This window comes from Pseudarthrobacter sp. NCCP-2145 (assembly GCF_023708005.1).
Taxonomy (GTDB): domain Bacteria; phylum Actinomycetota; class Actinomycetes; order Actinomycetales; family Micrococcaceae; genus Arthrobacter; species Arthrobacter oxydans.
Window position 1 is genome coordinate 78,795 of sequence record NZ_BRCG01000014.1, and the last position, 25,663, is coordinate 104,457.

Sequence of the window (25,663 nt, forward strand, 5' to 3'; positions counted from 1 at the left end):
AACTCCTATTGCAGACTGCAATACAGCCACGCCCGCACCGACGCCCCCCGGAGTCCATCGTGTTCGAACCAGCCCAGCTGCGCTCCTTCCTCGCCGTCGCAGAAACGCTGAGCTTTACCAAGGCGGCGGAGCGGCTGGGCCTGGCCCAGCCCACCGTCAGCCAGCATGTCCGCAAGCTGGAGGCGGCCGCCAAGAGGGTCCTGGTCAGCCGGGATACCCGCGATGTGCGGCTGACGGACAACGGGGACGCCATGGCGGGCTTCGCCCGGAACATCCTGGCAGCCCACGATTCCGCCTCCCGCTACTTCTCCGGTTCTGCGATGCGCGGACGGCTGCGGTTCGGCACGGCCGATGACCTGGCCATCACGGGCCTGCCGCGGATCCTGCGGGAGTTCCGGCAGATCTATCCGCAGATCAACCTGGAGCTGACGGTGGGCCAAAGCGACCAGCTGTACCGGAAGCTCAACGCGGGGCAGTTGGACCTTGTCTTCGTCAAGTGGGTGGCCGGAGCCAAGGACGGAACCGTGGTCCAGCATGATTCCTTTTCCTGGGTGGGGCTGGAGCAGACCACGCTGGACCCGGCGGCTCCCGTGCCGCTCATCGCCTACCCGTCACCCAGCCTGAGCCGGAAGCTCGCCATTGACGCCCTTGAGTCCCATGGCAGGACCTGGCGGATCACCTGCACCACGCGGCAAATCAGCGGTGTGCTGGCGGCCGTCCGGGCAGGAATCGGCGTGGCCGTCATGCCGTCGTCGCTCGTCCCGGAAGACCTCAAAATCATCACCCGGCGGTTCGACCTGCCGGCAGTGGGCGACGTGGACTTCACCCTGATCCGCAATCCACTGGCCAATGCGGAGGTCATTGATGCACTGACGCAGTCCATTGTGGGCAGGACAATTAATCGGCAAGCATAACGCCGGCGCCGCCCCGGCGGGCGCAGCCATTCCGCAGTTTCCATTGATTGCTGAAGGCAGCATCCCCTATGCTGACTTCCTAGGGTCAAGCAGCTGGCCGGTTCTCAAGCACGGGGGGCTCCTGCATGCCAGGATTTCCACCCGGGACAGGCAGCCAATGACGACAGCCAGGAACACCCATGCCAGCTCGGCCCATGCGCGCCCCATCAACACTGCGCGGCCGCCGGCCACCCGCCGCTCCAACCTCGGCGCCGGGATCGCAACAACCGATACCGGCTACGTAGGCAAACCCACCTGCGACACCTGCCGGACGGACGAATTCGTCTATCTGGAGTCCTACATCCCGCCCACGTACCGGCGTGACGGAACGGTCGCTTCCCTGGGCGAAGTGGCGTACACGTGCACGCGGTGCGAGGATTTCTCCGCTCACAGCGTTCCGGTGACCTGGACGCCGCCCGGGTGGTACCTCGGCTGACAGGCAAATAACACCAACACACTGCAGAAGGCCGGGCGGTCACCGTGAAAGGTGGCCGCCCGGCCTTCTGTATGTGCGGTAATCCTGCAGTGTGCGCGGAAACTCCGCGGGCCTGGGCTGCTAGATCAGGGCGTCCGAGAGGTGGTTCGGGGTGCCGAAGCGGTGCGCCGTGATGCTGACGGCCTGTTCGTGCACGAAGGGCAGCAGCTCAACGCGGCCCGCTTCGGTCACCGGGTGCGCGTAGATTGCCAGGTCGGGACGTCCCCCCGTGGCCTTCGCCAGGGCCGTCGCGGTGCCGCCAATCAGGCGGACGCGGCCATTGGACAGCTTGCCCGCCGCGGCGAGCCTGCCCGCGGAAGCCAGCCAGTCGGCGTCGGACTCCACCGTCACCTCGATGTCCAGGGCCAGCAGCACCGGGCGCAGCTGGGCGGGAAGCTCGACGGCGCTGGAAACGGTCAGCTCCGAGCCCGCCAGTACGCCGGCCGCCACGGTCCGGACCAGGTCCGCCAGCGGCGCACCCTCGGACAGGCGCACCGTCACGGGAAGGCTGCGGTAGCGGAAGATGTTGCGTTCCGCGCTGAGTCCGGAGACGTCCTTGGCGGTACCAAACTCCTCTGCCCAGGCCTGCGCATCGGAGGCCAGCGCACGCTGGACGGACTCGAAGCCGGCCGGGTCCAGGGCGGACCCGGCCGCGTCAAGGATGCGGCGCACGCCCGGGTGGGTGATGTCGGCATCCGCGGTGCTTGTGGCAGGGGCCCAGTCACCCAGGCCTGCCAGGTAGTTGGGTCCACCGGCCTTGGTGCCTGCACCCACTGCGGACTTCTTCCAGCCGCCGAACGGCTGGCGCTGCACAATCGCGCCCGTGATGCCGCGGTTCACGTAGAGGTTTCCGGCCTGGATGCTGTCCAGCCAGATTCCCAGTTCCTCGGAGTTCAGGGAGTGCAGCCCGGCGGTGAGGCCGTACTCGATCTGGTTCTGGAGGTCGATGGCCTCTTCCAGGGTCTCGGCGGTCATCACGCCCAGGACGGGGCCGAAGAATTCAGTGAGGTGGAAGTAGGAGCCGCGCTTGACGCCGTAGCGCACGCCCGGGCTCCAGAGCCGGCCGGTGCCGTCCAGCTTCCTGGGCTCAACGGCCCAGTTTTCTCCGTCGCCCAGGGTGGTGAGGGCGTTGAGGAGCTTGCCGTTGGCGGGCTCGATGATCGGGCCCATCTGGCTGGTGGGGTCCTCCGGGTAGCCCACCTTCAGGGAGGTGACGGCATCGATCAGCTGGTTGTGGAAGCGCCTGGACTTGGCCACCGAACCCACCAGGATCACCAGTGACGCGGCCGAGCACTTCTGGCCGGCGTGGCCGAACGCGGAGTACGCCACGTCCTTGGCTGCCAGGTCCAGGTCCGCGCTGGGGGTGACGATGATGGCGTTCTTGCCGCTGGTCTCGGCCAGCAGCGGCAGGTCCTGGCGGAAGGACCGGAACAGTTCGGCGGTCTCGTAGCCGCCGGTGAGGATCACGCGGTCGACGGCCGGGTGGGAGATCAGCTGCCTGCCGAGTTCCCGCTCGCCCAGCTGCACCATGGTCAGCACATCGCGCGGAACGCCGGCCTCCCACAGGGCTTCCACCATCACGGCACCGCTGCGGGCGGCCTGCTTGGCGGGCTTAATCACGACGGCGGAGCCGGCGGCGAGTGCCGCGAGGGTGGACCCTGCGGGGATGGCGACCGGGAAGTTCCACGGCGGTGTGACCACGGTGAGCTTGGCCGGGACGAACGTGGCGCCGTCGACCTTGTCCAGCTTCCGCGCGGACTCGGCGTAGTAGTGGGCAAAGTCCACCGCTTCGCTGACCTCCGGGTCGCCCTGGTCGATGGTCTTGCCGGTTTCGCTGGCCATGACCTCGAGCAGGTCGGCGCGGCGGGCTTCGAGGATGTCGCCGGCGCGGTGCAGGATCTCGGCGCGCTCGGCGCCTGAGAGCGCGCCCCAGGCCCTGCCCTTGTCGACGGCGGTGGTAATGGCGTCGTTCAGGGTTGCTTCGTCGTTGATGAAGGCGGCTTCCACGGCGGCGTTGCCGAGTGTGGAGGACGGGACGCGTTCCAGGATGGCACGGCCCCAGTCGCGGTTGGCCGGCAGCGAGGGATCGGTGTCCGGGGTGTCCTTGAACGAATCGTGCGGCAGGGGCTGCGGCGGAAGGTTGCGGTTCTGCTGCCGGTTGGCGGGCGGCACGCTGTTGTCCAGGGCTTCAAGGGAGGAGAGGAAGCGCTGCTTTTCCCGCTCGAACAGGGCTTCGTTCTTGTCCAGCTCGAACACGGCGGACATGAAGTTGTCTTGGCTTGCCCCTTCTTCGAGGCGGCGGATCAGGTAGGCGATGGCGACGTCGAACTCGGCCGGGTGCACCACCGGTGTGTAGAGCAGGAGCGAGCCGACGTCCTTCTTGACGGCTTCGGCCTGGCCCTGTGCCATGCCGAGCAGCATCTCAAACTCGATGCTCTGCCGTGCGGTGTCCGCGATGCCGCGCTTTTTGGCCAGCAGCCACGCGAACGCGATGTCGAACAGGTTGTGGCCGGCAACGCCGATCCGGATGTTCTTGATCCGCTCCGGGTGCAGCGAGTAGTTGATGACGCTCTTGTAGCTGGTGTCCGAGTCCTGCTTGGTTCCCCACGTTGCCAGCGGCCAGTCGTGCAGCGAGGCTTCCACCTGCTCCATGGGCAGGTTGGCGCCCTTCACCACGCGGACCTTGATGGCGGCGCCGCCGTTGGCGCGGCGCTCAGCGGCCCAGTCCTGCAGGCGGATCATGGCGGAAAGTGCGTCCGGGAGGTAGGCCTGAAGCACGATGCCGGCCTCGAGGTTCTTGAACTGGGGCTTGTCCAGGATCCTGGTGAAGACCGCGATGGTCATGTCCAGGTCCTTGTACTCCTCCATGTCCAGGTTGATGAATTTGGCCTTGGGAAATGACGCTGCGCGCTCGAACAGCGGGGTGAGCTTCTCGACGACGTGCGCAACGGCCTCGTCGAAGGCCCACGGCGAGTGCGGGGCCACCGTGGAGGAGACCTTGATGGAGACGTAGTCGACGTCGGGGCGCGCCAGCAGCGTGTGCGTGCCCTCGAGCCGGCGGGAGGCCTCGTGCTCGCCCAGGACGGCTTCGCCCAGGAGGTTGACGTTCAGCTTGATGCCGTCCTTGCGGATCTTCGCGATGGCGGGTCCCAGCTTGGCGTCGGTGGCGTCAACAATCAGGTGGCCCACCATCTCGCGCAGGACCTTGCGCGCGACGGGGATGACAACCTGCGGCAGGATCGGGGCCATGGTTCCGCCAAGTGCCACGGCGCTCCGCATGTACCAGGGCAGGAAGGCGGGGACTTTGGGGGCCAGCGCGGCGAGGTTGCGTGCGGCGACGCTCAGGTCCTCGGGGCGGACCACGCCGTCCACGAAGCCAACGGTGAATTCCAGGCCGTTGGGGTCCTTCAGGACGCCGGCGAGCTGCTGGGCGGAAGCATCCACGGGAACCTTGGCTGCCTCGGTCAGCCAGTGGCGGACCAGTGCCACCGCTTCGGTGGCCAACGCCTTGGCCTGGGGCACGTCGACGTCGACAGTCCGGGGCGCAGTTCCGGTGGCGGCTGCCGGTTCCATTGCAATGTGGGTCATGGCTGTTCTCGTTCTTTCCTGGGGTTCAAGGAGGTCTTATCCACCAGTATGAGCTTCCAGTCACATAAGATAAAGCGATCTTTCCTAAGCAATACAGGTTAGAAAAGATGAAGAATTAAGCCCCGCCCGAACTCCCCCTCCCCCAGCGACGCTCTCTCACTTGATGCAACAAATACGGCCACCCTCTCTCACTTAATGCGGGAAAAACGGAAACGCTCTATCACCCCCCAGGAGGGTGATAGAGCGTCCGTGTTTAAGCGGCATTAAGTGAGAGAGCGTCCCCTGGGCGGGTCAGCCGACGGGGCGGTGCATCTCCACAATCTCCTGGTGCCGGGGGCTGTTGGGGTTCATGAGCGAGTGCTTCTTGCCGTAGAAGAAGTAGATCGCCAGGCCAACAAGGAGCCAGACGCCGAAACGAGCCCAGGTCTCCCAGTGCAGCTGGAACATCAGGAACGCGGAGGCCAGCACGCCGAAGGCCGGGATGAACGGCATGAACGGCAGGCGGAAGGTCCGGGGCGCGTCCGGCTTCTTGTAGCGGAACACGATCACCGAGAAGCAGACGACGACGAACGCGGCCAGGATGCCGATATTGGTCAGGTCGGCAACGGCCTTGATAGGGAACACGCCGGCCAGCAGTGCGGAGGCGACGCCGGCAATCCACGTGACGCGCTGCGGGGTGCCGTGGCGGTCTGTCTTGGAGAACCAGCCGGGCAGCAGGCCATCGCGGCTCATGGAGAACCAGACGCGGGTAACACCCAGGAGGAAGGTCAGCATCACGGTGAGGATGGACAGGACGGCGAACACCGAGATGATGGTGGCGATCACAGGCAGGCCAACACCCGTGAAGGCCGAGGCAAAACCGGCCGTGGGGTCAATGTCCTTGTAGTTCTGCATGCCGGTAAGCACCAGGGTGGCTGCCACGTAGAGCAGCATCGCAATGATCAGCGACAGGATGATGGCCTTGGGCATGTGCTTCTTGCCCTCCTTGGCCTCTTCCGCCGCGGTGCTCATGGCGTCGTAGCCGAAGACGGCGAAGAAGACCGTGGCCGCGCCGGCCAGGACGGGGCCGAAGCCGCTGGGCATGAACGGGTTGTAGTTGTTGGTGTCGATGTAGAAGACGCCCAGTCCGATGATGAAAAGGATCAGGATGACCTTGATGGCAACGGCCACGAGTTCAAACCGGCCGAAGGCCTTGGTGCCGCGGGACAGGATCCAGGTCACGATCAGGCAGACCACGATGGCCGGAATGTTGACGATGCCGCCGCGGCCCTCGTCAGCGGTGGAGGTCATCCAGATGGGCATGTTGATGCCGATTCCCGAGAGGAAGGCGTCGAAGTAGCCGGAGATACCGATGGCAACCACCGCCACGATGGCGATGTACTCCAGCAGGAGGTCCCAGCCGATGAACCAGCCGATGATCTCGCCGAGCGCCACGTATCCGTAGGTGTAGGCGGACCCGGCGCGGGGGATCATGCCCGCGAATTCCGCGTAGGACAAAGCAGCGGCGGCAGACGCGAGGCCTGCCACCAGGAAGGAGATCAGCACCGCGGGCCCCACCCCGGGTGTGCTCTCGCTGCCGGCGGCCACCAGTCCCGCGAGGGAGAAGATGCCGACGCCGATGATGCCGCCTACGCCGATCGCCGTAAGCTGCCAAAGCCCGAGTGACTTAAAGAGGCCACTGTGTTTGTTCTCTTCTTCTATGTCGTCAATGGGCTTGCGCCGCATGATCGACTGGGTCATATCTCTAGTGCTCATCAGGAACTCCTGCTTGGGGTGCGACCCCGTCACGGCGCGAGAAGAATCGCTTGTGACGGGGGTAACTCGGTCCCAACAGTATGCAAGCGGGCTTGCGTTAGATAAAGTGACTACTTCTAACCTATATTCGTTAGTTTAGGTAAGGATTTCCCCATGCTTGATGTGCGCCGGCTCCGCCTGCTCCGGGAACTCAGCATCCGGGGGACCCTCGCGGAGGTGGCGGAGGCACTGCAGTACAGCCCGTCGTCGGTCTCGCAGCAGCTTGCCCTGCTGGAAAAGGAAGTAGGGGTCCAGCTGCTCCGCAAGACGGGGCGGCGGGTGCAGCTCACACCCCAGGCCGAAGTCCTCGTGGCGCACACCGCGAGCCTGCTGGAAACCATGGAGCAGGCCGAGGCGGACCTGGCCGCATCGTTGACCACGGTCACCGGCACCGTCCGGATCGCCGTTTTCCAGTCGGCAGCCCTTGCCCTTATGCCGGAAACGCTCACGCGCATGTCCCGCACGTACCCCGAAGTCCGGATCGAGATGATCCAGCGCGAGCCCGAGACCGCCCTGCACGAAACCTGGGCCCGCGATTTTGACCTTGTCATTGCCGAGCAGTATCCGGGCCATGCCGCCCCCCGTTATCCCGAGCTGGACAGGGTCAGGCTGACCACCGATGCCATTCGGCTCGCCGTCCCGCCGGCGTCCGACGGCGGCCCCGCCATCTCCTCGATCGAGGACACCGCGGAACTTGCCTGGGTGATGGAGCCGCGGGGTGCCGCCTCGAGGCACTGGGCCGAGCAGGCCTGCCGGAGTGCGGGATTCGAACCCGACGTGCGCTATGAGACCGCTGACCTCCAGGCGCAGATCCGGCTGATCGAGTCGGGCAACGCCGTGGCGCTGATGCCGGACCTGGTGTGGACCGGCAGGGACACCACGGCCCGGCTCCTGGACCTGCCGGGGAAACCGCGGCGCACCGTCTTCACCTCGGTCCGCCGCTCCAGCGCCAAGCGCCCGGCCATCCTGGCAGCCCGGGAAACCCTTGCTGCCACGGCAGGAGCAGTGGCGGCTGACGTCGCCGGGTGACCGGCCGCCGTCGGACGCGTCCTTGCACCTGGGGGAACTGCACCCCCTGCGCCATGACGCGGGACGTCACTGCGCCGGGACCGTCCCTGCGCAAGTGTTTCCTGCGTCACTGCGCGGCAGGGCCCCCGCCGCTAGACTGAAGCCGTTATGAATCGAACAATGTTCAAGTCCAAAATCCACCGGGCCACCGTCACGCACGCTGACCTGCACTACGTAGGTTCGGTCACTGTTGACCTGGACCTGCTTGAGGCCGCCGACATCCTGCCGGGTGAGCTGGTGTCCATCGTGGACGTGACCAACGGCTCCCGTCTGGAGACCTACACCATTGCCGGCGAGCGCGGCTCCGGCGTCATCGGCATCAACGGGGCGGCGGCCCACCTGATGCAGGAAAACGACATTGTCATCCTGATTACCTACGCGCAGATGACCACCGAGGAAGCGAAGAGCTATGAGCCCAGGGTGGTCCACGTGGACGAAAACAACCGCGTGATCCAACTGGGCAACGACCCCGCCGAGGGTCTGACCCCGGGCCTGCTGCGCCCCCCTTTCGCGCTTAACAACGCCGCACTGTAACCGGAGCGTGAGCCCCGGTCCCCTGCTCCGCCGCGACCTGCGGGCTGTCCCATGCTAGGCGTGCTGGCCGGCTTCTTCGTGGTGTGGTGCATCATCCTGGTGGGCTGGTTCGTGGGCCGGCAGAAAATCCTGGGTGACAACGCCCGGCAGGTGCTGAGCTCCCTCACGTTTTTCGTGGCCAGCCCTGCACTGCTCTTCGAAACCCTCAGCAAGGCGCGCCTCGCCGAAGTCTTCGCTGCTCCGCTGCTGGTGGCGGCGGTCTCTGCCGTGGCCACGGCCATGATCTTCTTCGCCATTGCCAGGTTCTGGCTCAAACGTTCGCTTCCCGAGTCGCTGATGTCCTCCATGGCGGCGTCGCTGGTCAACTCGGCAAACCTGGGCATTCCCATCGCGGTTTACGTGCTGGGTGACGCCAGCTATGTGGCGCCCCTCCTGATCTTCCAGCTCGCCTTCTTTACGCCGCTGTTCCTGATGCTCCTGGATTCGAGCACCAGCAGCCACCGCACCACGCCGCTGACCTTCCTCGTGATGATCGTGCGGAACCCCATGATCGTCGGCTCGGCACTGGGCCTGCTGGTGGCAGGCACCGGCTGGCAGGTCCCGGAACTGGTCATGGAGCCGATCCACCTGATCGGCGGCGCGGCGATTCCCGCCATGCTGATCGCGTTCGGCATGAGCCTGAACGGCACCCGCCCGCTGCAGGCGTCCGCGGGCCGCCGCGTGGACACGCTCCTTGCCAGCGCCTTCAAACTCGGCGTCCAGCCGGTGCTTGCCTATCTCTTTGCCCGCTTCCTGCTGGGCCTGGAGGGCCACCTCCTGTTCGCCGTCGTGGTGACCGCCGCGCTGCCAACCGCTCAGAATGTCTTCGTGGCCGCCAGCCGCTACAAGACCGGCCTCACCGTGGCCAAGGACACCGTTTTGATAACCACCGTGGTGGCAGTGCCGGCCATGATCGGCGTGGCGCTGCTGCTGACCTGACCCTGGAGGGCTGATGGAAACTGTTGTGGACACCGTGGTGATCGGCGGCGGGGCGATGGGCTCGGCGGCCGCGTGGGCGCTGTCGCGCCGCGGCCGGCAGGTGACGCTAGTGGAGCAGTTCGGGCCCGGGCACCGGATCGGGGCCTCCCACGGCACCACCCGCAACCTGAACCCGGGCTACCACCGGCCCGAGTACGTGGCCATGCTGGCCGAGGGGCTTGCCCTCTGGGACGAGCTCGAGGAGGAAAGCGGCGAACAGCTGCTGGCGCGCACGGGGGTGGTCAACCACGGGCCGGAGCCGCTGTTCGCCGACGTTGCAGCCGCCCTGGAGCAGGCCGGGATCCGCGCCGAATTCCTACACCCCGAAGAAGCGGCGGAACGCTGGCGCGGCATCCGCTTCGACCAGCAGGTGCTCCACCTGCCCGACGGCGGCCAGCTCAACCCTGACGCCGCCCTCCCCGCCATGCAGCGGCTCGCCGTGGCCCGTGGTGCCGAGATGCGGCACCACACCAAGGTGGTGGACTTCAAGGTCATGGACGACGGCGTCCGGCTGGTTGTGGAGTCCGCTGCGGGAACGGAGGTGCTCACCGCGGCGCAGGTGGTGGTGACTGCCGGCGGCTGGACGGAAAAACTCCTGGGCCGGGCGTTGGCCAACGGCTCCGGGCTGAGGATTCCGCAGCTGCGCGTCACCCAGGAGCAGCCGGCGCACTTCCGGGTTACGGACCCGGGAGCAGCGTGGCCTGGCTTCAACCACTACCCGGGCACCGGGACGGAGTACAGGAGCTGGTACTCCCCGGTGTACGGGATGCAGACCCCGGGTGAGGGAATCAAGGCCGGCTGGCACGGAGTGGGCCCTTTGGTGGATCCGGACCGGCGGTCCTTCCTTCCGGAGCCGGTGCAGCTCGCCGCCCTGCAGGAGTACGCGCGGACATGGCTGCCCGGGGTGGACGCGGACTCCTTCGAGGCGGTCAGCTGCACCTACACCACCACCCCGGACGAGGACTTCGTCCTGGACCGGATCGGCCCCGTGGTGATCGGCGCCGGCTTCTCGGGCCACGGGTTCAAATTCACCCCGGTCATCGGCCGGATCCTTGCGGACCTGGCCACCGGCACCCGGCCCGCTCCGGAGATCTTCCGGGCCGGCCGCTGATTGCCGGCTACTGGTTGCCTGCTGGCTACTGGCTGCTGGCTGCTGGCTGCTGGCCGTAAGCCCAAGGCGGTCATCGGGAGCTGTCCTCCGCGTCGGTGAGGACCGGCTCCCCGCTGCCCCCACTTCCTTCACCGCCGGCGTCCTTGGTGGCCGCCCGGACGGCAGGCATCGCCAGGACTGCCGCCACCGTGAGGACCCCGGCTGCCAGGGCGGCCACGAAGACCGCACCGGAGGCGGCCACCACCGCCGGGCCGTTGCTGTCGCCTCCGGCCGTTCCCCCATAGATGGCGTTGGCCACGGCACCGAAGACGGCCACGCCCAGTGCGCTCCCGATGGACCGGGCGAACATGTTGGTGCTGGTGACCACGCCCCGCTCATTCCAGGAAACGCTGGACTGGGCGGCTGGCGGCGACCAGCGCCACGCTGGGAGCAGCGGCGGTGAATGCAAGGACCGCGAGGCCTGCCACGGTGATGGAGATGCCGATGAGCGCTGTGGCCTTGAACCCGATCCGCAGGTAGAAGCGTCCTGCCTGCGAGGCGCTGATCGGCCAGCCCAGGGTGAGTGCCGCCAGGGCCAGCCCGGCGACCAGTGGCGAGCTGGCCAGCGCGCCTTCCAGGAACGTGGGCACGTAGGACGTCAGTCCGATCATCACGGCACCTACGCCGAAGGACACGAGGGCTGTGGTGCCAAGGAGCCTGCGCGAGACCACCCAGGACGGCAGCACCGGTTCCACCGCGCGCCGTTCCACCACGAGGAACAGGGCCAGCAGGATCCCGCCCACGGCAAAGATGCCAAGACTCACCGGTGAATTCCAGGCCCAGCCGTGGCCGCCCTCAAGGGCTCCGAGGATGAGCAGGCCAAGCGAAGCAGCCAACAGGGCTGCCCCGGCGTAGTCCACGCGGTGTTTGGCCCTTTCCACGTTCTCGTGCAGGGTCCGGACGAGCATCCATCCCGCCAGCAGGCACAGCGGGATGTTGACCAGGAAGATTCCGCGCCAGAAGCCCACTGCGGCAAATATGCCGCCCAGGCTTGGTCCCACCACGGAGGAAACCGCCCACACGCTCGCAAGGTAGCCCTGGACCTTGGCCCGTTCCTCCAGCGAGTAGATGTCCCCTGCGATGGTGATGGAGACAGGTAGCACTGCGCCGGCTCCGAGTCCCTGCAGGGCACGGAAGGCGATCAGGGCGGGCATGCTCCAGGCGATGCCGCAGAGTACCGACCCAAGGAGGAACAGCCCGATGCCCGCAAGGATGATCGGTTTGCGGCCCACCATGTCCGAGAGTTTTCCGTAGATGGGCACGGAGACCGCCTGTGCCAGCAGGTACGCCGAAAAGAGCCAGGGAAACGACTCGAACCCGCCGATGTCCCGCACAATCGACGGAACGGCCGTGGCCACGATGGTGGAATCGATGGCCACCAACCCGGTGGCGAGCATCAGGGCAATGAGGATGGGCCCCCGTTCAGAACGGAAGCCCACTCCCTGGGCGCGGGTGGCGGACATGGGTCTCGTTTCCGTTTCGGGGTGGTGTCACCTCCACTCTAGGTACCCAGGAAGAGAGCCGGCTACCGTTTGTCCTGGTGTTCGTCCAGGATCCGGGCGCAGCGGATGAAGCCGAGGTGGGAGTAGGCCTGGGGGTGGTTCCCCAGGTGGGTTTCGGTGCCGGGATCGTACTCCTCCGGCAGCAGCCCGGTGGGCCCGAAAAGGTTCACCAGCTGGTCGAAGAGGTCCCAGGCTTCCTCGATCCGGCCCGTGGCAACGTACGCCTCGATCAGCCAGGTGGTGCAGATGTGGAAGCCGCCCTCCAGCCCCGGCAGGCCGTCGTCGTACCTGTACCTGAACACGGTGGGCCCCACCCGGAGTTCCCGCTCCACGGCGGTGACGGTATCCAGGAACCGCTGGTCCGTGACGTCCAGCAGCCCGGAGAGCCCGATGTGCAGGACGGCGGCATCCAGGTCCGGGCTGTCATAGGCCACCGTGTAGGACTTCGCGGACTCGTCCCAGCCCTCCCGCAGGACTTCGTCCCTGATGGTGGCGGCCACCGGCGCCCAGGATGGCTCGGGAACGCGGCCGTGGCGGGACGCCGTGCGGAGTGCGCGGTCAAGGGTCACCCAGCACATCACCTTCGTGTAGATGTGGTGGCGCGGTGCCCGGCGGGCCTCCCAGATTCCATGGTCGGGTTCGTGCCAGCGGGCCAGGACGGCTGACGCCATCTGGACCATCAGCTCCCAATGTTCGTCGGCGAGCGTCCCCTCCCGTTCACTCAGGGCAAGGATCAGCTCGGCGATGGGGCCAAAGACATCCAGCTGGACCTGGTGGTCAGCGGCGTTGCCGATCCTCACGGGACGGGACCCGGCGTAACCGGGCAGGCTGTCGATGACGGCTTCCGTGGACAGGGGTGCGCCCGTCACGGAATACAGGGGGTGCAGCCACTCGGGCCCGGGGGCGTGCTCCAGGATCCGTCCCAGCCAGGACAGGAAGCCCGTGGCCTCCCGGGTGGAGCCCAGGTCCACCAGCGCGTTGACGGTCATGGAACCGTCCCGCAGCCAGCAGTACCGGTAATCCCAGTTCCTCGTCCCGCCGATCCCTTCGGGCAGGGAGGTTGTGGGTGCCGCCAGGACCGCGCCCGTGGGTTCATGCACCAGGGCACGCAGGACCAGGGCCGACCGCCGGACCAGGGATGGTTTGACGCCCGGCAGGACGAGCCCCTGCACCCACTGCCGGGCATGCAGCGCCACCGCGGAGCGCCGGTCCGCCTCACTTTCGGGTACCGCGGGCTGGTGCTCCGTGTCTCCGCAGCGCAGGTTCAGCACCACCGGGCCGTCCTGCAGGTTGACGGCGGCGGTGGCCGTGGCGTGGCGCCCGTCCGAGGTGATGCTGAAGGTCACGCCGGGCGCCAGCAGGATGAACGGCTCCGACGTCCCCACCACGTGCAGTTCCTCGCCGCGGGCCTCCATGCTGAACGGGGCGTTGGCGTAGTCCGGCCGGGGGGCGAAGGTGATCCTGGCGGCGCCATTGCCGGAGAGCACCCGCACCAGGCTGGTGATCCCCTCGGGGGCCGGCTCAAGATAGTCCGTTACCGTAACGTCCGCCCAGCGGGTTTCAACGATCATGGTGCTGTCCACGTAGCGCTGCCCGAGCACCTGGGAGGCCTTGACCGGCTCCACCGAAAAATGGCCTGCGGCGTCTCCGCCCAGGATGTGCGCGAACAGCGATCCGGAGTCAGGCAGGGGGTGGCTCATCCAGCAGATTTTCGCGTCCGGTGTCACCAGGGCGGTTGAGGATCCGTTGCCGATCAGGCTGTGCCGTTCCAGGCCTACGGCATCCTCGCCGAACAGCCAGGCACGCCGCAGCTCGAACAGGATCGCCAGCACCCGGGCGAAGGATTCCGGGTCGCGGAGCCGGTAGGAGGCGGAGGTCTCCCCCGGCCCCACCCGCAATCCCATGTCCGGCCCGCGCAGGGTTGCCATGGCCAGTTCATCGCTCTCAGCGTCGCCCGCATACATGGCCGCACTGGCTCCCAGCCGGGACCGCAGGCTCTCCAGGGCCTCCGCCTTGGACGGCTCCACCACGGACAGGTCCAGCACGGAGCCGTCCACAATGAAGTGCAGTCCGTGGGCGCGGGCCACCTCCCGCGCAGTGTCAGTTACCGCCGCCACGACGTCCGGAGCTGCCGGCCGGGTGTGCACCGAAACGGCCACGGGTTTGCGCTCTAGCCAGATGCCCTTCTGGAACCCCACCGCCTCGTTGAGGGCGGCGTGGACTTTCTGCAGGACGGACTCGGTGGCGAGGGTCTGCTGGTGCGCGAACCCCATGTCGAACTCGGCGCCGTGCGAGCCCACCAGGTGCACCTCCGCCGGCAGGCGCGATACTGCGGCGAGGTCACGCAGCGACCGCCCGGAAATGACGGCGGCGTGGGTGTTGGGGAGTGCTGCCAGGGCACGCAGCGCGATGGCGGCACTCCCCAACGGGAGCGTCTCGGTGGAGATGCCTTCGGCGTCGCACAGGGTTCCGCCGTAATTGCAGGCCACAATGAGCCCGGGCACCCGGGCCAGGACCTTCAGTTCCGCCAGCAGCGCAGGCGTGAGCCCTTCGTCGGCGGCGTCGGACTGGACGAACGTCCGGAGCATGCCCAGCGGCAGGGACCTGGTGAGCAGTGCGGAATCCGCGACGCTTTGGTTCAACGGCGTTGGCATCCATGGACCCCTTTGAGGCAGGACCGGGCCGGGACTACAGCCGCTGGATCTCCTGCGGGCTACCGGTTGGTGCCCCTCCCCGGGGTTCCCGGAACTCCGGAGGGGGCACTCCCATGGTCAGCCTCCGCCGTTACCCCCGAAAGTCCCTTGTATTGCGTATGTGTAAAAGTCTGCGGTCCCTGCGGCTGCACGCACGGCGGGCTTTAACTGCCGGCTCAGACCCGGGCCAGTCCGGCGGCTTCGGCAAGCAGCTCCACGGACCGCAGCCGGGCGTCCGTGCCGGTGCTCTGGTGCGCCACGATGAGCTCGTCGGCGTCGGCGTGCCTGCCGAAGCTGTCCAGGTAGTCCAGGACGACGTCGGGCGTCCCCACCGCGGAATACGTCATCATCTGGGAGACGTGCTGACCCTGCGGCGAATCGAGGATCATGTCCGCCTCGTCGTCCGTGAACTCGCGGCCGCCGCCGAAGAACAGCGACACCCGGGCACGCTTGGTGGCCTGCATCATGGCCTGCGCCTCGGAAGCCGAATCGGCGGCAATGACGTTCACACCGGCGATGACATGCGGGGCGTCCAGCTGCGCCGAGGGTTTGAACTCGCGGCGGTAGAGGGCCACCGCGTCCTGCAGGGCGTTCGGGGCAAAGTGCGAGGCGAACGCGTACGGCAGCCCCAGCTGGGCGGCGAGGCGCGCGCCGAACAGCGACGAGCCCAGGATGTACAGCGGCACGTTCGTGCCCTTGCCGGGAGTGGCTTCCACGCCCTGGATGCGGGTGGGGCCGGTGAGGTAGCCCTGGAGTTCCAGGACGTCCTGCGGGAAACTGTCGGCGGACATGGGATCCCGCCGCAGCGCGCGCATGGTGTTCTGGTCACTTCCCGGCGCGCGGCCCAGGCCAAGGTCGATGCGGCCCGGGTGCAGGGTCTCCAGCGTGCCGAACTGCTCGGCGATGGTCAGCGGTGAGTGGTTGGGCAGCATGACGCCGCCGGCGCCCAGGCGGATGCTTTCGGTGTGGGCGGCCACGTGGGCTATGAGGACGCTGGTGGCGGAGGAGGCGATGGAGGACATGTTGTGGTGCTCGGCGTACCAGACGCGGCGGTACCCCAGCTTTTCCGCGCTCTGTGCCATGGCCACGCTGCCCGCGAAGCTCTCCGCCGCCGTCTGGCCCTTCCCGATGGTTGCCAGGTCAAGGATGGAGAGGGGAAGAGTCACGTCGGGTGCCGGCCTTTCAAAGCTGTTCTGTGGGTTGGTACCCGCCGGATCGCGGCAGGCACTTGATGCATAACGACGGCGGGGGCCGGCTTATTTCAGCCCGCCCAGGAATACTCAGCAAACTTATGATGTTGCCGCCCCTATGAGCCTGAATACGTCGAACCAGCTGGAACTGTCCGCAACGATTGACCTGAAAGACCTGGGAACCGTGCACCGGCTTGGCTTTGGTGCCATGCGCATTGTCGGTGACGGTGTGTGGGGTGAGCCCGCTGACCGCAGCACCGCGGTCCAGGTGGTGCGCCGCGCCGTCGAACTCGGGGTGGACTTCATCGACACCGCCGACTCCTACGGCCCCAACATCAGTGAGGAGATCCTGGCGGAGGCGCTGCACCCCTATAAGGACGGGCTGAAGATCGCCACGAAGGTGGGCTTTACACGCACCGGCCCCAACCAGTGGATTCCCGTAGGCCGGCCGGAGTACCTGCGCCAGCAGACGGAACTCAGCCTGCGGAAGCTCAAGGTGGACACCCTGGACCTGCTGCAGCTGCACCGGATTGACCCCAAGGTGGACGCCGAGGAGCAGTTCGGAGTGCTCCGCGAACTGCAGGACGAGGGCAAGGTCCGGGCGCTGGGCCTCTCGCAGGTCAGCGTTGCGGAACTCGAGGCCGCCGGGAAGCACTTCACCGTGTCCACGGTCCAGAACCGGTACAACCTCACGGACCGCAGCTCCGAGGATGTCCTGCGCTACTCGGAGGACAACGGCATCGGCTTCATCCCGTGGGCCCCGATCTCCGCGGGCGAGCTGGCCCAGCCGGGCGGGCCGCTGGATGAGGCCGCGAAGCGCCTTGGGGCCACCACCTCGCAGGTGGCGCTGGCGTGGCTGCTGCGCCGCTCCCCCGTGATGATGCCCATCCCTGGCACCGGGTCCGTGAAGCACCTGGAAGAAAACCTGGCCGCAGCCGGTGTCACGCTGGACGAGGACACCTACGCTGAACTTGAAGCAGCGGCCGGATAACCGCGGCGCAGTGGAGAAGCAGCACGGCAAAACAGTCCCCAACGACAGGAGCAACACCATGGCAAACATTCTGATGGTTGTATCCGCAGCCGATTCCCTCACCATGAAGGACGGCAGCGAACACCCCACCGGTTTCTGGGCCGAAGAGCTGGTGGTGGCGCACCAGACGCTGCTCGACGCCGGACACACGGTCCACATCGCCACCCCCGCCGGGGCGAAACCCACGGTGGACCAGGTCAGCCTGGCTGCGGAATCCGCAGGCGGCGAGGACCGCGCGAAAGGCTTCCGGGACTACCTGGCGTCCATCGACGGCGAGCTCTCGAACCCGCTGGTGCTTGCCGGCGTCGACCCCTCCGCCTATGACGCCATCGTGATGCCTGGCGGGCACGGCCCCATGGCCGACCTGTACAAGGACGCCGACCTGGGCCGTCTGCTGGCGGCGGCGGACAAGGCCGGCAAGGTCATCGCCCCCTTCTGCCACGGTCCCGCGGGGCTGCTCAGCGCAACGGACGACGACGGCACTTTCGTTTTCGCCGGACGCCGCCTCACAGTCTTCACCAACGAGGAAGAGCTGGGCGGCGGCACGGGCGAGAACACGCCGTGGCTGGTGGAGGACGCGCTGAAGGAGAAGGGCGCGGTAATTAAAAACGGCGCTGCCTGGACCTCCAACGTGGTCCGCGACGGCAACCTCATCACCGGGCAGAACCCGCAGTCCAGCGAGGACGTCGCCAAGGAAGTCCTCAAGGCACTGGGCTGATTCCGCTTCACGCTGCTGACACCCAGAAGGGCCAGGTCATGAATGACCTGGCCCTTCTGGGTGTCCCGTCAGACGGCGCAGCCTCCGAGCGCGATGGTCCCGTCGATGGCCTTTATCTGCAGCTGGACCTCGCCCAGTTTGGCTGTCAAGGCCGTGACCGTCGACTTCTGCGCAGTGATCACGTCCTTGTTCTGCTTCTTTTGGGCCTCCAGCCCACGCAGCGTTTCCTGGGCCGCGGTCAACTTTCCGTCGAGGGCGGTCAGTTGGGACTGCAGGTCCTTGAGGGCTGCTTCGGTAGTGCTGATTTCATCATTCAGCTGGTTGAGCTGCTCCAGGAGAGGCGCCACCCTGGTCTGGAGGGAAACGATGTCAGCCTCCGTGGCCTTGATGTCCGCGTTCAGCACGCCCAGCCGGGCGACGAAACCATCCATGATCAGGTGGAGGGCGACGATCTGGCTGGTCTTTCCCGCAACCGCCTCGTTGGCTGCATCGACGTTGGCCTGCAGGGCGGGAAGCTGGCCCTGCAGGGTGGAAAGTTCAGCTTTCTTGTCCTCCACCGCGGCGGCGGCCAACACCTCCGCCGCCTGGGCGCTCTCCAGGGTTGTCCTCTTCCGCTCCAGGTCGGCCCGCTGCTCTGTGACAGCCTGCTGCGCATCTTCGACACCCTGTGTAAGCCCGGGCAACTCCGCCTCAAGGCCGGCTACAACTGTCACCTGGGCAGCGACGTCGGCCGCAGCCCCGGCAGCTGCCTCCCGGGCTGCCGTCAGTTCCTGCTGCAGCCCATCCAGGACCGCCTGCTGGCCGGCCACGGCACTGTTGGCCTCGGTGAGGGCATCCCCAAGTGCCGGGAGTTCGGCCTTCAGGGCTGCAATCTCGGCCTCCTTCAAGGCAACCGCTGTATTCGCCGCGGTGAGTGTCGCCTGCAGGGGTGCCGCCTGCTGCTGCAGCGAGCTGCTTTCCTGTTGCTTCGCCAGCAGTTGGGTGTTCAAAGCCGAGACCTGGTTGTTCAGGGCCGCCAGGTCACCCTGGAGCGCCGAGATCACCACATTTTGGTCGGTAATCTGCGTATCGACGGCAGCGAGCAGTGCTTGCTTCTCATTCCGCTGGGTAATGAGGCCGTTGGCAGCGCCATTGTTCTTCTCAATCTTCGCTGTCAGCACCGCGATCTCCCCTTCGAGGGCCGTTTTGTTGGCTTGAAGAGTAGTCAGTTGGTTCCGTGCCGTGGTCAGCTCGCCCTGCTTGGCAGCGATGGCAGCGTTGGCGGCAGTGATCTGCCCTGTGATCGTCGTGATCTGCCCGGCGACAACGGCGGCGGCGTCGATGTTGGCCGTCACGGCCCCAGCTGCCATCAGCGCGTCGGCCCGGAGGCCTTCGAGGCTCTCCTCCGCAGATGCAATTTCAGCGTTCTTGGCGGTAAGAGCAGCGGCCGCTGTGCCGGCCGCCGTCTGGAGCACCTCCAGCTGGTCCTGGGCCGCGGCCACCTCAGTTGCCTTTGCCGTGGCAGCCTCTGCTGCCCCCGCGGAGATGTCTTGGAGCCCATCAAGGATAAGATTTTCAGCATTCACGAGGTCCTGCTGCTTCTGCAGGGCGTCCCCGGCTGTCACACCCGCCGCTTCGAGGCGGTCGAGCTCCACCTCCGCTGCTTCGACGGCTTCCCGGGCGGCATCCACGTCGTCTGCAGCTTCTGCGGCCGCCGTTTCGAGGGCGGTGAGCTGGTCTTGGGCAACTGCAATCCCGGCCTCTTTGTCCGCGAGCGCGGCGGCGGCCCCGGCTGCCGCCTGCTCCAGCGCAAGGAGCTCGGTCTTCGCTGCGTCAATGCTGTCCTGGGTGGCAGCGATGTCTTGTGCAACGGCGGCGGCCTCGACCCTGAGGTCCTCGGCTGCCGCCTCTGCGGCAGCTTTTTCCTCCTGCAGCGGCGTGAGTTTGGCGACGAGGTTCGCCTTGTCTTCCTGCAGCTTGGCGAGGGTTGCTTCAGTCGCGGTTTCTGCCGCTGACGTGGCCTCATATGCGGCAGTGAGCCTTGTGATGTCCGACTCGGCCACCTTCACGGCCCCCTCGAGCGTAACTAACTCCGCCGCCAGCCTGGCAGACTCCCCCTCCAGGGCGGCGATCTCAGCGCTCAGCCTGTCCTTCTCCTCCTGGAGCGGTGCCCGCTCTGCCAGGAGCCTGGCGATGACGTCAGCATTCTTCTTCGCGGCTGCCTTCAGGAGGTTCTCCTGGACGGTGCCGCGGTGCGCCAACTGGTTTACCACCCCGTTGCAGATCCCGGCGTTGGCTCCGGTACCTGCGGCAGCCGGCGGGATGAGCACAAGGCTGCTGGTGAGCAGACCCGGCAGGACTACGGCCGCCGCGAGCCGGCGTGAGAGGACAGACGTGGACGGGGAAGTGCGCATGCGAGCTCCTGTTGAGACCTTCGGGCGGCCCACTCTGGCCGCTGCCTGGACTAACCGTAGGTGGAGGCAGGGGCGGAGCACACGCGTAGTCCCCCACCCGTCTTTCCGCTTAAGTACTCGTTTTCCCAAGCCGGCCAAAACCGCCACTACTTGGTGTACCTGGCCGGCCGGATTCCGGAATGTGACCGCTCCGGTCGCCCGGTTAACCGCCATTACTCCCTGTATCTCCCGGTGTCGCGGCCTTTGATTCCCTCGCCGCGGCTGCCGGATAGTGGCTGCAACGAGACTCTCCGTTGCATCCGCTACCAACTTCCAGGAGGAAAATTGGCCCCCACCAAGGCAACTGCGGCAGCCGCCATGGCCTTCACCATCACGGCACTCATGGGACTTTCTGCGTGCGCGGATCCCGGCGCGACGGCGGCGGCAGCACCGTCGTCGGAATCTTCCACAACGGCGGCCGGCAAGTCCTTCAACCTGTCCCCCGGGCAGGACCGGTTCAAGGTCTCCGAGGACCCGGCCGCGGCGGCGCTGGTCCCCGAATCCGTCAAGGCGGACGGCAAACTGACGGTGGTGACCACTGGCGGCACCGCCCCGCTCAGCCTTTTCGCCACCGACAACAAGACCCTGATCGGCAGCGAAGTGGACATCGCCTACGCTGTGGGCGGGACCCTGGGGCTGGAGGTGGAAGTCCTTCCGGTCGCGTGGGCCGACTGGCCGCTGGGCATCGAATCCGCAAAGTACGAGGCCGTCCTCTCCAACGTGACCGTCACCGAGGCACGGAAGGAAAAGTTCGACTTCGCCACCTACCGCAACGACCTGTTGGGCTTCTATGCCAAGAGCGATTCGGAGATCGGAGAGATCAAGGAGGCCAGGGACGTCGCAGGAAAGCGGATCATCGTGGGCTCCGGCACCAACCAGGAGGCCATCCTGGTGCGTTGGGACGAGGAGAACAGGAAGAACGGCCTGCAGCCGGTCGAGTTCCAGTATTACGACGACGATTCCGCCTCCACGCTGGCCCTGCAGTCCGGACGTGCGGACCTGACGTTCGGGCCCAACGCCGCCGCTGCCTACAAGGCCGCGAAAGACGGAAAGACCAAGGAGGTGGGCACCCTCAACGGCGGCTGGCCGCTGACCGCCGAAATCGCGTTCACCACCAAGAAGGGCAACGGCCTGGCCGTCGCCGCACAGGCCGCCCTGAACGGGCTGATCGAAGACGGCACGTACGCCAGGATCCTGGACCGCTGGGGGCTGTCATCCGAAGCCATCCCGAAGTCCGAACTGAACCCGGCGGGGCTGCCCAGCAAGTAGCTGCTCCTGCCGACGAAGGAATCCCCGCCCCGCTCCCGCAGGGCGGGGATTCTCCTGCGTAAAGTGCACTCCTCCGGCTTTGGCAATAGTGTGGCCGGATGGGGATAAATACCGTGAACTCCGGCGAACAGGTCGACAGGCAGTCGCGCATTCTCGAAGCGGCGCTGGACCTGCTCTCGCGCCACGGTATCTCGGGCGTCAGCATGCGGGCCGTGGCCCGTGAAGCCGGCGTCGCTCTGGGCCTCGTCAATTACTATTTCGACGACAAGATGAGCCTGATCCGGGCGGCACTGCACAGCGTGGACGAGCACGACCTGGGGCTGGTGGCACCGGACCCGTCGCTGACCCCGGAGGAGCAGCTCCGCAAAGCACTGCACCGGGTGGCCGGCGCGGATCTGCTGACCACCCGGTACCTGTCCCTCCGCCTGCACCTCTGGGCCCTCGCACAGGCCCACGAGGACTTTGCCCGGATCAACGCCGCAGCCTTCGACCGGTACCTCGACGGGCTGGCGGCGCTGGTGTCCACTGCCCACCCCGCGCTGCCCCTGAAGGAATGCAGGGACCGTGCGGCGGACATCGTCGTGGTCCAAAACGGCATGTGGCTGACAGCCCTTCTTGGGATAGACAAGGCCGCCATCCAACGGAGCATCGCCCGCACCGAGCAGATAGCCTTCGCCCCGCCGCGGGACAACTGACTTCAGGCCGGACCCCCAGCGCCAGGCACCACACGTCAGGGCCAGCCGGGCGCATCCGGCGGTTCACATTGAACACTTGTTCAAGAAATGTGTTGAACGTCCGTTCAACCTCGGTTACTCTCCTTCGTATGACATACGCCACACCACGCCACGGCGTCGCTCGCAGCCCTTGGGCTCCCGCTCCCCTCACCGGTCCCCGATAAAGCGTCCGGACAGTACGGCGGCCCCCCGTGCCGCCTCTTCCTGCCCACACCAAGCGCTTTCCCCCGCGCCGCTGTGCGGCAGCACAACCTGCAGCACAGCGGCCGCAGCGGTCCCGGCCCTGCCCGAAGCCGCCACAGTCCTACACCCCAGGAGACAGCATGACCGAAACAGCCTCCACCCTTTTCATCAACGGCGCATGGGAGCCGGCGGCATCCGGCGCCGTACGCCACATCCGCAACCCGGCCGACGGCGAGCTGGCGGCCACAGTGTCCGAGGCCGGCCGTGAAGATGCCGGGCGGGCCATCGCCGCAGCCCGCGCGGCCTTCGACTCCGGCACCTGGTCCTCGGTCCCGGCGCCCGAACGGGGAACCTTCCTGCTCAAGGTCGCAGCGGAACTGCGCGAACGCCGCGAAAAGTTTGCCCGCGCCGAGTCGCTGGACACCGGAAAGCGCATGGTGGAAAGCCGCATCGACATGGACGACGTCGCCGCCTGCTTTGAATATTTCGGCAGGCTCGCCGGGCAGCAGTCCGGCCGCGTGGTGGACGCCGGGGACCCCGCCGTCGTGAGCAAAATCGTCTACGAGCCCTTGGGGGTCTGCGGCCTGATCACACCCTGGAACTATCCCCTGCTCCAGGCCGCGTGGAAGATCGCCCCGGCGCTGGCCGCCGGCTGCACCTTCGTCCTCAAGCCGTCCGAGCTGACGCCGTCCACCGCCATCCTGGCCATGCAGCTGCTCCAGGATCTCGGCCTGCCGGCGGGCGTGGCCAACCTGGTGACCGGACCGGGATCGGAGGCGGGTGCACCGCTCTCGGAACACCCCGCCGTCGACCTCGTCTCCTTCACCGGCGGGCTCGAAACCGGCAAGCGCATTGCCGCGGCCGCCGCAGGCACCGTCAAGAAGGTGGCGCTGGAACTGGGCGGCAAGAACCCCAACGTGGTGTTCGCCGACGCCGACTTCGATGCCGCGGTGGACAACGCCCTGAACGGCGCGTTCGTGCACTCCGGGCAGGTCTGCTCCGCCGGGGCGCGGCTGGTGGTGGAGGAATCGATCGCCGAACGATTCGTGGACGAGCTGGTCCGCCGTGCACAGGACATCCGCCTCGGCGGCCCCTTCGATGACGACGCCGAAACCGGGCCACTGATTTCAGCGGCCCACCGCGACAAGGTCCACGCCTACGTCCAGCGCGGCATCCAGGAGGGTGCCCGGCTGCGGACCGGCGGTGCGGCACCTTCCGGGGAGAAGTACGACGGCGGGTTCTACTACCAGCCCACCATCCTGGACCACGTCCAGCGGGGCATGTCCGTGGTGGTGGACGAAGCCTTCGGCCCGGTGGTCACCGTGGAAACCTTCACCACCGAAGACGAGGCCGTGGCCACGGCCAACGACACCGTCTACGGCCTGGCCGGCGCGGTCTGGACCCAGGACGCCGGCAAGGCGCAGCGTGTGGCCGGCCGGCTGCGGCACGGCACCATCTGGATCAACGACTACCACCCCTACCTCCCCCAGGCTGAATGGGGCGGCTTCGGCCAGTCCGGCGTGGGCCGTGAACTCGGCACCACCGGCCTGGCGGAGTACCAGGAAGCCAAGCACATCTACCAGAACACCAGCCCGCAGGTAACCGGCTGGTTCGCTGACCACAGCAAGGAGAACTAGATGCACGTCGACAACATCGAGGACCTCACCGGGCACGCATTCGACTACATCGTGATCGGCGGCGGATCCGCCGGCGCCGCGGTGGCCGCCCGCCTGAGCGAGGACCCGGACGTGACCGTGGCCCTGGTTGAAGCCGGCCCGGATGACCGGAACCTTCCCGAGATCCTGCAGCTGGACCGCTGGATGGAGCTGCTCGAATCCGGCTACGACTGGGACTACCCGGTGGAACCGCAGGAAAACGGCAACTCCTTCATGCGCCACGCCCGGGCCAGGGTCATGGGCGGCTGCTCCAGCCACAACTCCTGCATCGCCTTTTGGGCGCCGCGCGAGGACCTGGACGAGTGGGAATCCAAGTACGGCGCCACCGGCTGGAATGCCGATGCCGCCTGGCCGCTCTACCAGCGGCTGGAGACCAACGAGGACGCCGGTCCGGACGCGCCGCACCACGGGGACTCAGGCCCCGTGCACCTGATGAACGTTCCCCCGGCGGATCCTGCCGGCGTCGCACTCCTGGACGCCTGCGAACAGGCCGGCATCCCCCGTGCCAAGTTCAACAGCGGAACCACCGTGGTCAACGGTGCCAACTTCTTCCAGATCAACCGCCGCGCGGACGGCACCCGGTCCTCCAGCTCGGTCTCCTACATCCACCCGATCATCGACCGCCCCAACTTCACCCTGCTGACCGGGCTGCGCGCCCGCCAGCTGGTGTTCGACGCGGACAAGCGCTGCACCGGCGTGGACGTGGTGGACGGCGCGTTCGGCCGGACCCACCGGCTTTCCGCGCACCGCGAGGTGATCCTGTCCACCGGCGCCATCGACTCGCCCAAGCTGCTGATGCTCTCCGGCATCGGCCCGGCGGCGCACCTCGCCGCGCACGGCATCGAGGTGCTGGTGGACTCCCCCGGCGTGGGCGAGAACCTGCAGGACCACCCGGAAGGAGTGGTCCAGTTCGAGGCCAAACAGCCCATGGTGCAAACGTCCACCCAGTGGTGGGAAATCGGCATTTTCACCCCCACCGAGGACGGCCTGGACCGCCCTGACCTGATGATGCACTACGGCTCCGTCCCGTTCGACATGAACACCCTGCGGCACGGGTACCCCACCACGGAGAACGGCTTCAGCCTCACCCCGAACGTCACGCACGCACGCTCCCGCGGCACCGTCCGGCTGCGCAGCCGCGACTTCCGCGACAAGCCCATGGTGGACCCGCGCTACTTCACTGATCCTGAAGGCCACGACATGCGCGTTATGGTGGCCGGCATCCGCAAGGTCCGGGAAATCGCGGCCCAGCCGGCCCTGGCCGAATGGACCGGCCGCGAGCTATCACCCGGCGTCGAGGCGCAGACGGACGAGGAACTGCGGGAGTACATCCGCAAGACCCACAACACCGTGTACCACCCGGTGGGCACCGTCCGGATGGGGCCGGCCGACGACGTCATGTCGCCGCTGGATCCCCAGCTGCGGGTCAAGGGCGTCACCGGCCTGCGCGTCGCGGATGCGTCCGTGATGCCGGAACACGTCACCGTCAACCCCAACATCACCGTGATGATGATCGGCGAGCGCTGTGCTGATTTGGTCCGGGCGGACCTCATCCGCGCCGGCGGAAACAGCGAAACCCTGGCGGCGGACCTGGAGCTCAGCGCCTCCCTTGCCTGACTTTCAGGCAACCGACCTTCCGTGCGCCGCAGTGCGGACG

The 25,663-nt window shown here is 67.0% G+C and carries 17 protein-coding genes and 1 pseudogene; 12 read left to right on the top strand and 6 right to left on the bottom strand.

Features of this window, described 5'->3' with window-relative positions:
* Positions 1 to 59 precede the first annotated feature (59 nt).
* Both NFU08_RS13425 and NFU08_RS13430 read left to right on the top strand, forming a co-directional pair.
* Positions 60 to 914 (top strand): LysR family transcriptional regulator, encoded by an 855-nt coding sequence (locus NFU08_RS13425; protein WP_066279926.1) that lies wholly within the window; start codon positions 60 to 62, stop codon positions 912 to 914.
* 157 nt (positions 915 to 1,071) lie between these two features.
* Positions 1,072 to 1,389 (top strand): hypothetical protein, encoded by a 318-nt coding sequence (locus NFU08_RS13430; RefSeq protein WP_174176116.1) that lies wholly within the window; start codon positions 1,072 to 1,074, stop codon positions 1,387 to 1,389.
* Positions 1,390 to 1,509: 120 nt separating this feature from the next.
* Here NFU08_RS13430 and NFU08_RS13435 read toward each other — a convergent pair whose 3' ends face one another.
* On the bottom strand, positions 1,510 to 5,016 hold the full coding sequence (locus NFU08_RS13435; protein WP_251424045.1) for a bifunctional proline dehydrogenase/L-glutamate gamma-semialdehyde dehydrogenase: 3,507 nt from the start codon (positions 5,014 to 5,016) through the stop codon (positions 1,510 to 1,512).
* Positions 5,017 to 5,307: 291 nt separating this feature from the next.
* Positions 5,308 to 6,771, bottom strand: a complete 1,464-nt coding sequence (locus NFU08_RS13440; protein ID WP_251424047.1) for an amino acid permease — start codon at positions 6,769 to 6,771, stop codon at positions 5,308 to 5,310.
* Positions 6,772 to 6,924: 153 nt separating this feature from the next.
* Between NFU08_RS13440 and NFU08_RS13445 the strand changes: the two genes are divergently transcribed.
* The 4 genes from NFU08_RS13445 to NFU08_RS13460 all read left to right on the top strand — a co-directional run bounded on the left by NFU08_RS13445 (position 6,925) and on the right by NFU08_RS13460 (position 10,540).
* Positions 6,925 to 7,839 (top strand): LysR substrate-binding domain-containing protein, encoded by a 915-nt coding sequence (locus NFU08_RS13445; protein ID WP_174176111.1) that lies wholly within the window; start codon positions 6,925 to 6,927, stop codon positions 7,837 to 7,839.
* A gap of 147 nt (positions 7,840 to 7,986) precedes the next feature.
* A complete protein-coding gene (gene panD / locus NFU08_RS13450) occupies positions 7,987 to 8,412 on the top strand; it encodes an aspartate 1-decarboxylase (RefSeq protein WP_172801470.1) in 426 nt (141 codons plus the stop codon).
* 51 nt (positions 8,413 to 8,463) lie between these two features.
* Positions 8,464 to 9,390, top strand: coding sequence for an AEC family transporter (locus NFU08_RS13455; protein WP_174176109.1), 927 nt, complete (start codon positions 8,464 to 8,466; stop codon positions 9,388 to 9,390).
* A gap of 13 nt (positions 9,391 to 9,403) precedes the next feature.
* Complete coding sequence (locus NFU08_RS13460; RefSeq protein WP_174176107.1) at positions 9,404 to 10,540, top strand: FAD-dependent oxidoreductase; 1,137 nt, start codon at positions 9,404 to 9,406, stop codon at positions 10,538 to 10,540.
* Between the two features lie 70 nt (positions 10,541 to 10,610).
* Here the strand turns inward: NFU08_RS13460 and NFU08_RS13465 are convergent.
* The 3 genes and pseudogenes from NFU08_RS13465 to NFU08_RS13475 form a co-directional block, all read right to left on the bottom strand.
* Positions 10,611 to 12,042 (bottom strand): annotated as a pseudogene (locus NFU08_RS13465) (MFS transporter).
* 62 nt (positions 12,043 to 12,104) lie between these two features.
* Positions 12,105 to 14,735: a trehalase-like domain-containing protein gene (locus tag NFU08_RS13470; protein ID WP_174176103.1), complete on the bottom strand. Its 2,631-nt coding sequence runs from the start codon at positions 14,733 to 14,735 to the stop codon at positions 12,105 to 12,107.
* Between the two features lie 215 nt (positions 14,736 to 14,950).
* Positions 14,951 to 15,940, bottom strand: coding sequence for an LLM class flavin-dependent oxidoreductase (locus NFU08_RS13475; RefSeq protein ID WP_174176101.1), 990 nt, complete (start codon positions 15,938 to 15,940; stop codon positions 14,951 to 14,953).
* A gap of 142 nt (positions 15,941 to 16,082) precedes the next feature.
* Between NFU08_RS13475 and NFU08_RS13480 the strand changes: the two genes are divergently transcribed.
* Entirely contained in the window at positions 16,083 to 16,955 is an 873-nt protein-coding gene (locus NFU08_RS13480; protein ID WP_251424050.1) for an aldo/keto reductase, read from the top strand.
* A gap of 58 nt (positions 16,956 to 17,013) precedes the next feature.
* Positions 17,014 to 17,712, top strand: a complete 699-nt coding sequence (locus tag NFU08_RS13485; protein ID WP_251424052.1) for a type 1 glutamine amidotransferase domain-containing protein — start codon at positions 17,014 to 17,016, stop codon at positions 17,710 to 17,712.
* Between the two features lie 68 nt (positions 17,713 to 17,780).
* Here the strand turns inward: NFU08_RS13485 and NFU08_RS13490 are convergent, their stop codons facing one another.
* A complete protein-coding gene (locus tag NFU08_RS13490; protein ID WP_251424054.1) occupies positions 17,781 to 20,105 on the bottom strand; it encodes a chromosome segregation ATPase in 2,325 nt (774 codons plus the stop codon).
* Positions 20,106 to 20,462: 357 nt separating this feature from the next.
* Between NFU08_RS13490 and NFU08_RS13495 the strand changes: the two genes are divergently transcribed.
* The 4 genes from NFU08_RS13495 (at position 20,463) to NFU08_RS13510 (ending at position 25,623) form a co-directional block, all read left to right on the top strand.
* Complete coding sequence (locus NFU08_RS13495) at positions 20,463 to 21,413, top strand: ABC transporter substrate-binding protein (RefSeq protein WP_251424079.1); 951 nt, start codon at positions 20,463 to 20,465, stop codon at positions 21,411 to 21,413.
* Positions 21,414 to 21,511: 98 nt separating this feature from the next.
* Positions 21,512 to 22,108 carry a TetR/AcrR family transcriptional regulator gene (locus NFU08_RS13500; RefSeq protein WP_174176093.1) on the top strand — a complete coding sequence of 199 codons (597 nt, stop codon included), beginning with the start codon at positions 21,512 to 21,514 and terminating at the stop codon, positions 22,106 to 22,108.
* Between the two features lie 362 nt (positions 22,109 to 22,470).
* On the top strand, positions 22,471 to 23,967 hold the full coding sequence (locus NFU08_RS13505) for an aldehyde dehydrogenase family protein (protein ID WP_251424055.1): 1,497 nt from the start codon (positions 22,471 to 22,473) through the stop codon (positions 23,965 to 23,967).
* A complete protein-coding gene (locus NFU08_RS13510; RefSeq protein WP_174176088.1) occupies positions 23,968 to 25,623 on the top strand; it encodes a GMC family oxidoreductase in 1,656 nt (551 codons plus the stop codon).
* Positions 25,624 to 25,663 lie beyond the last annotated feature (40 nt).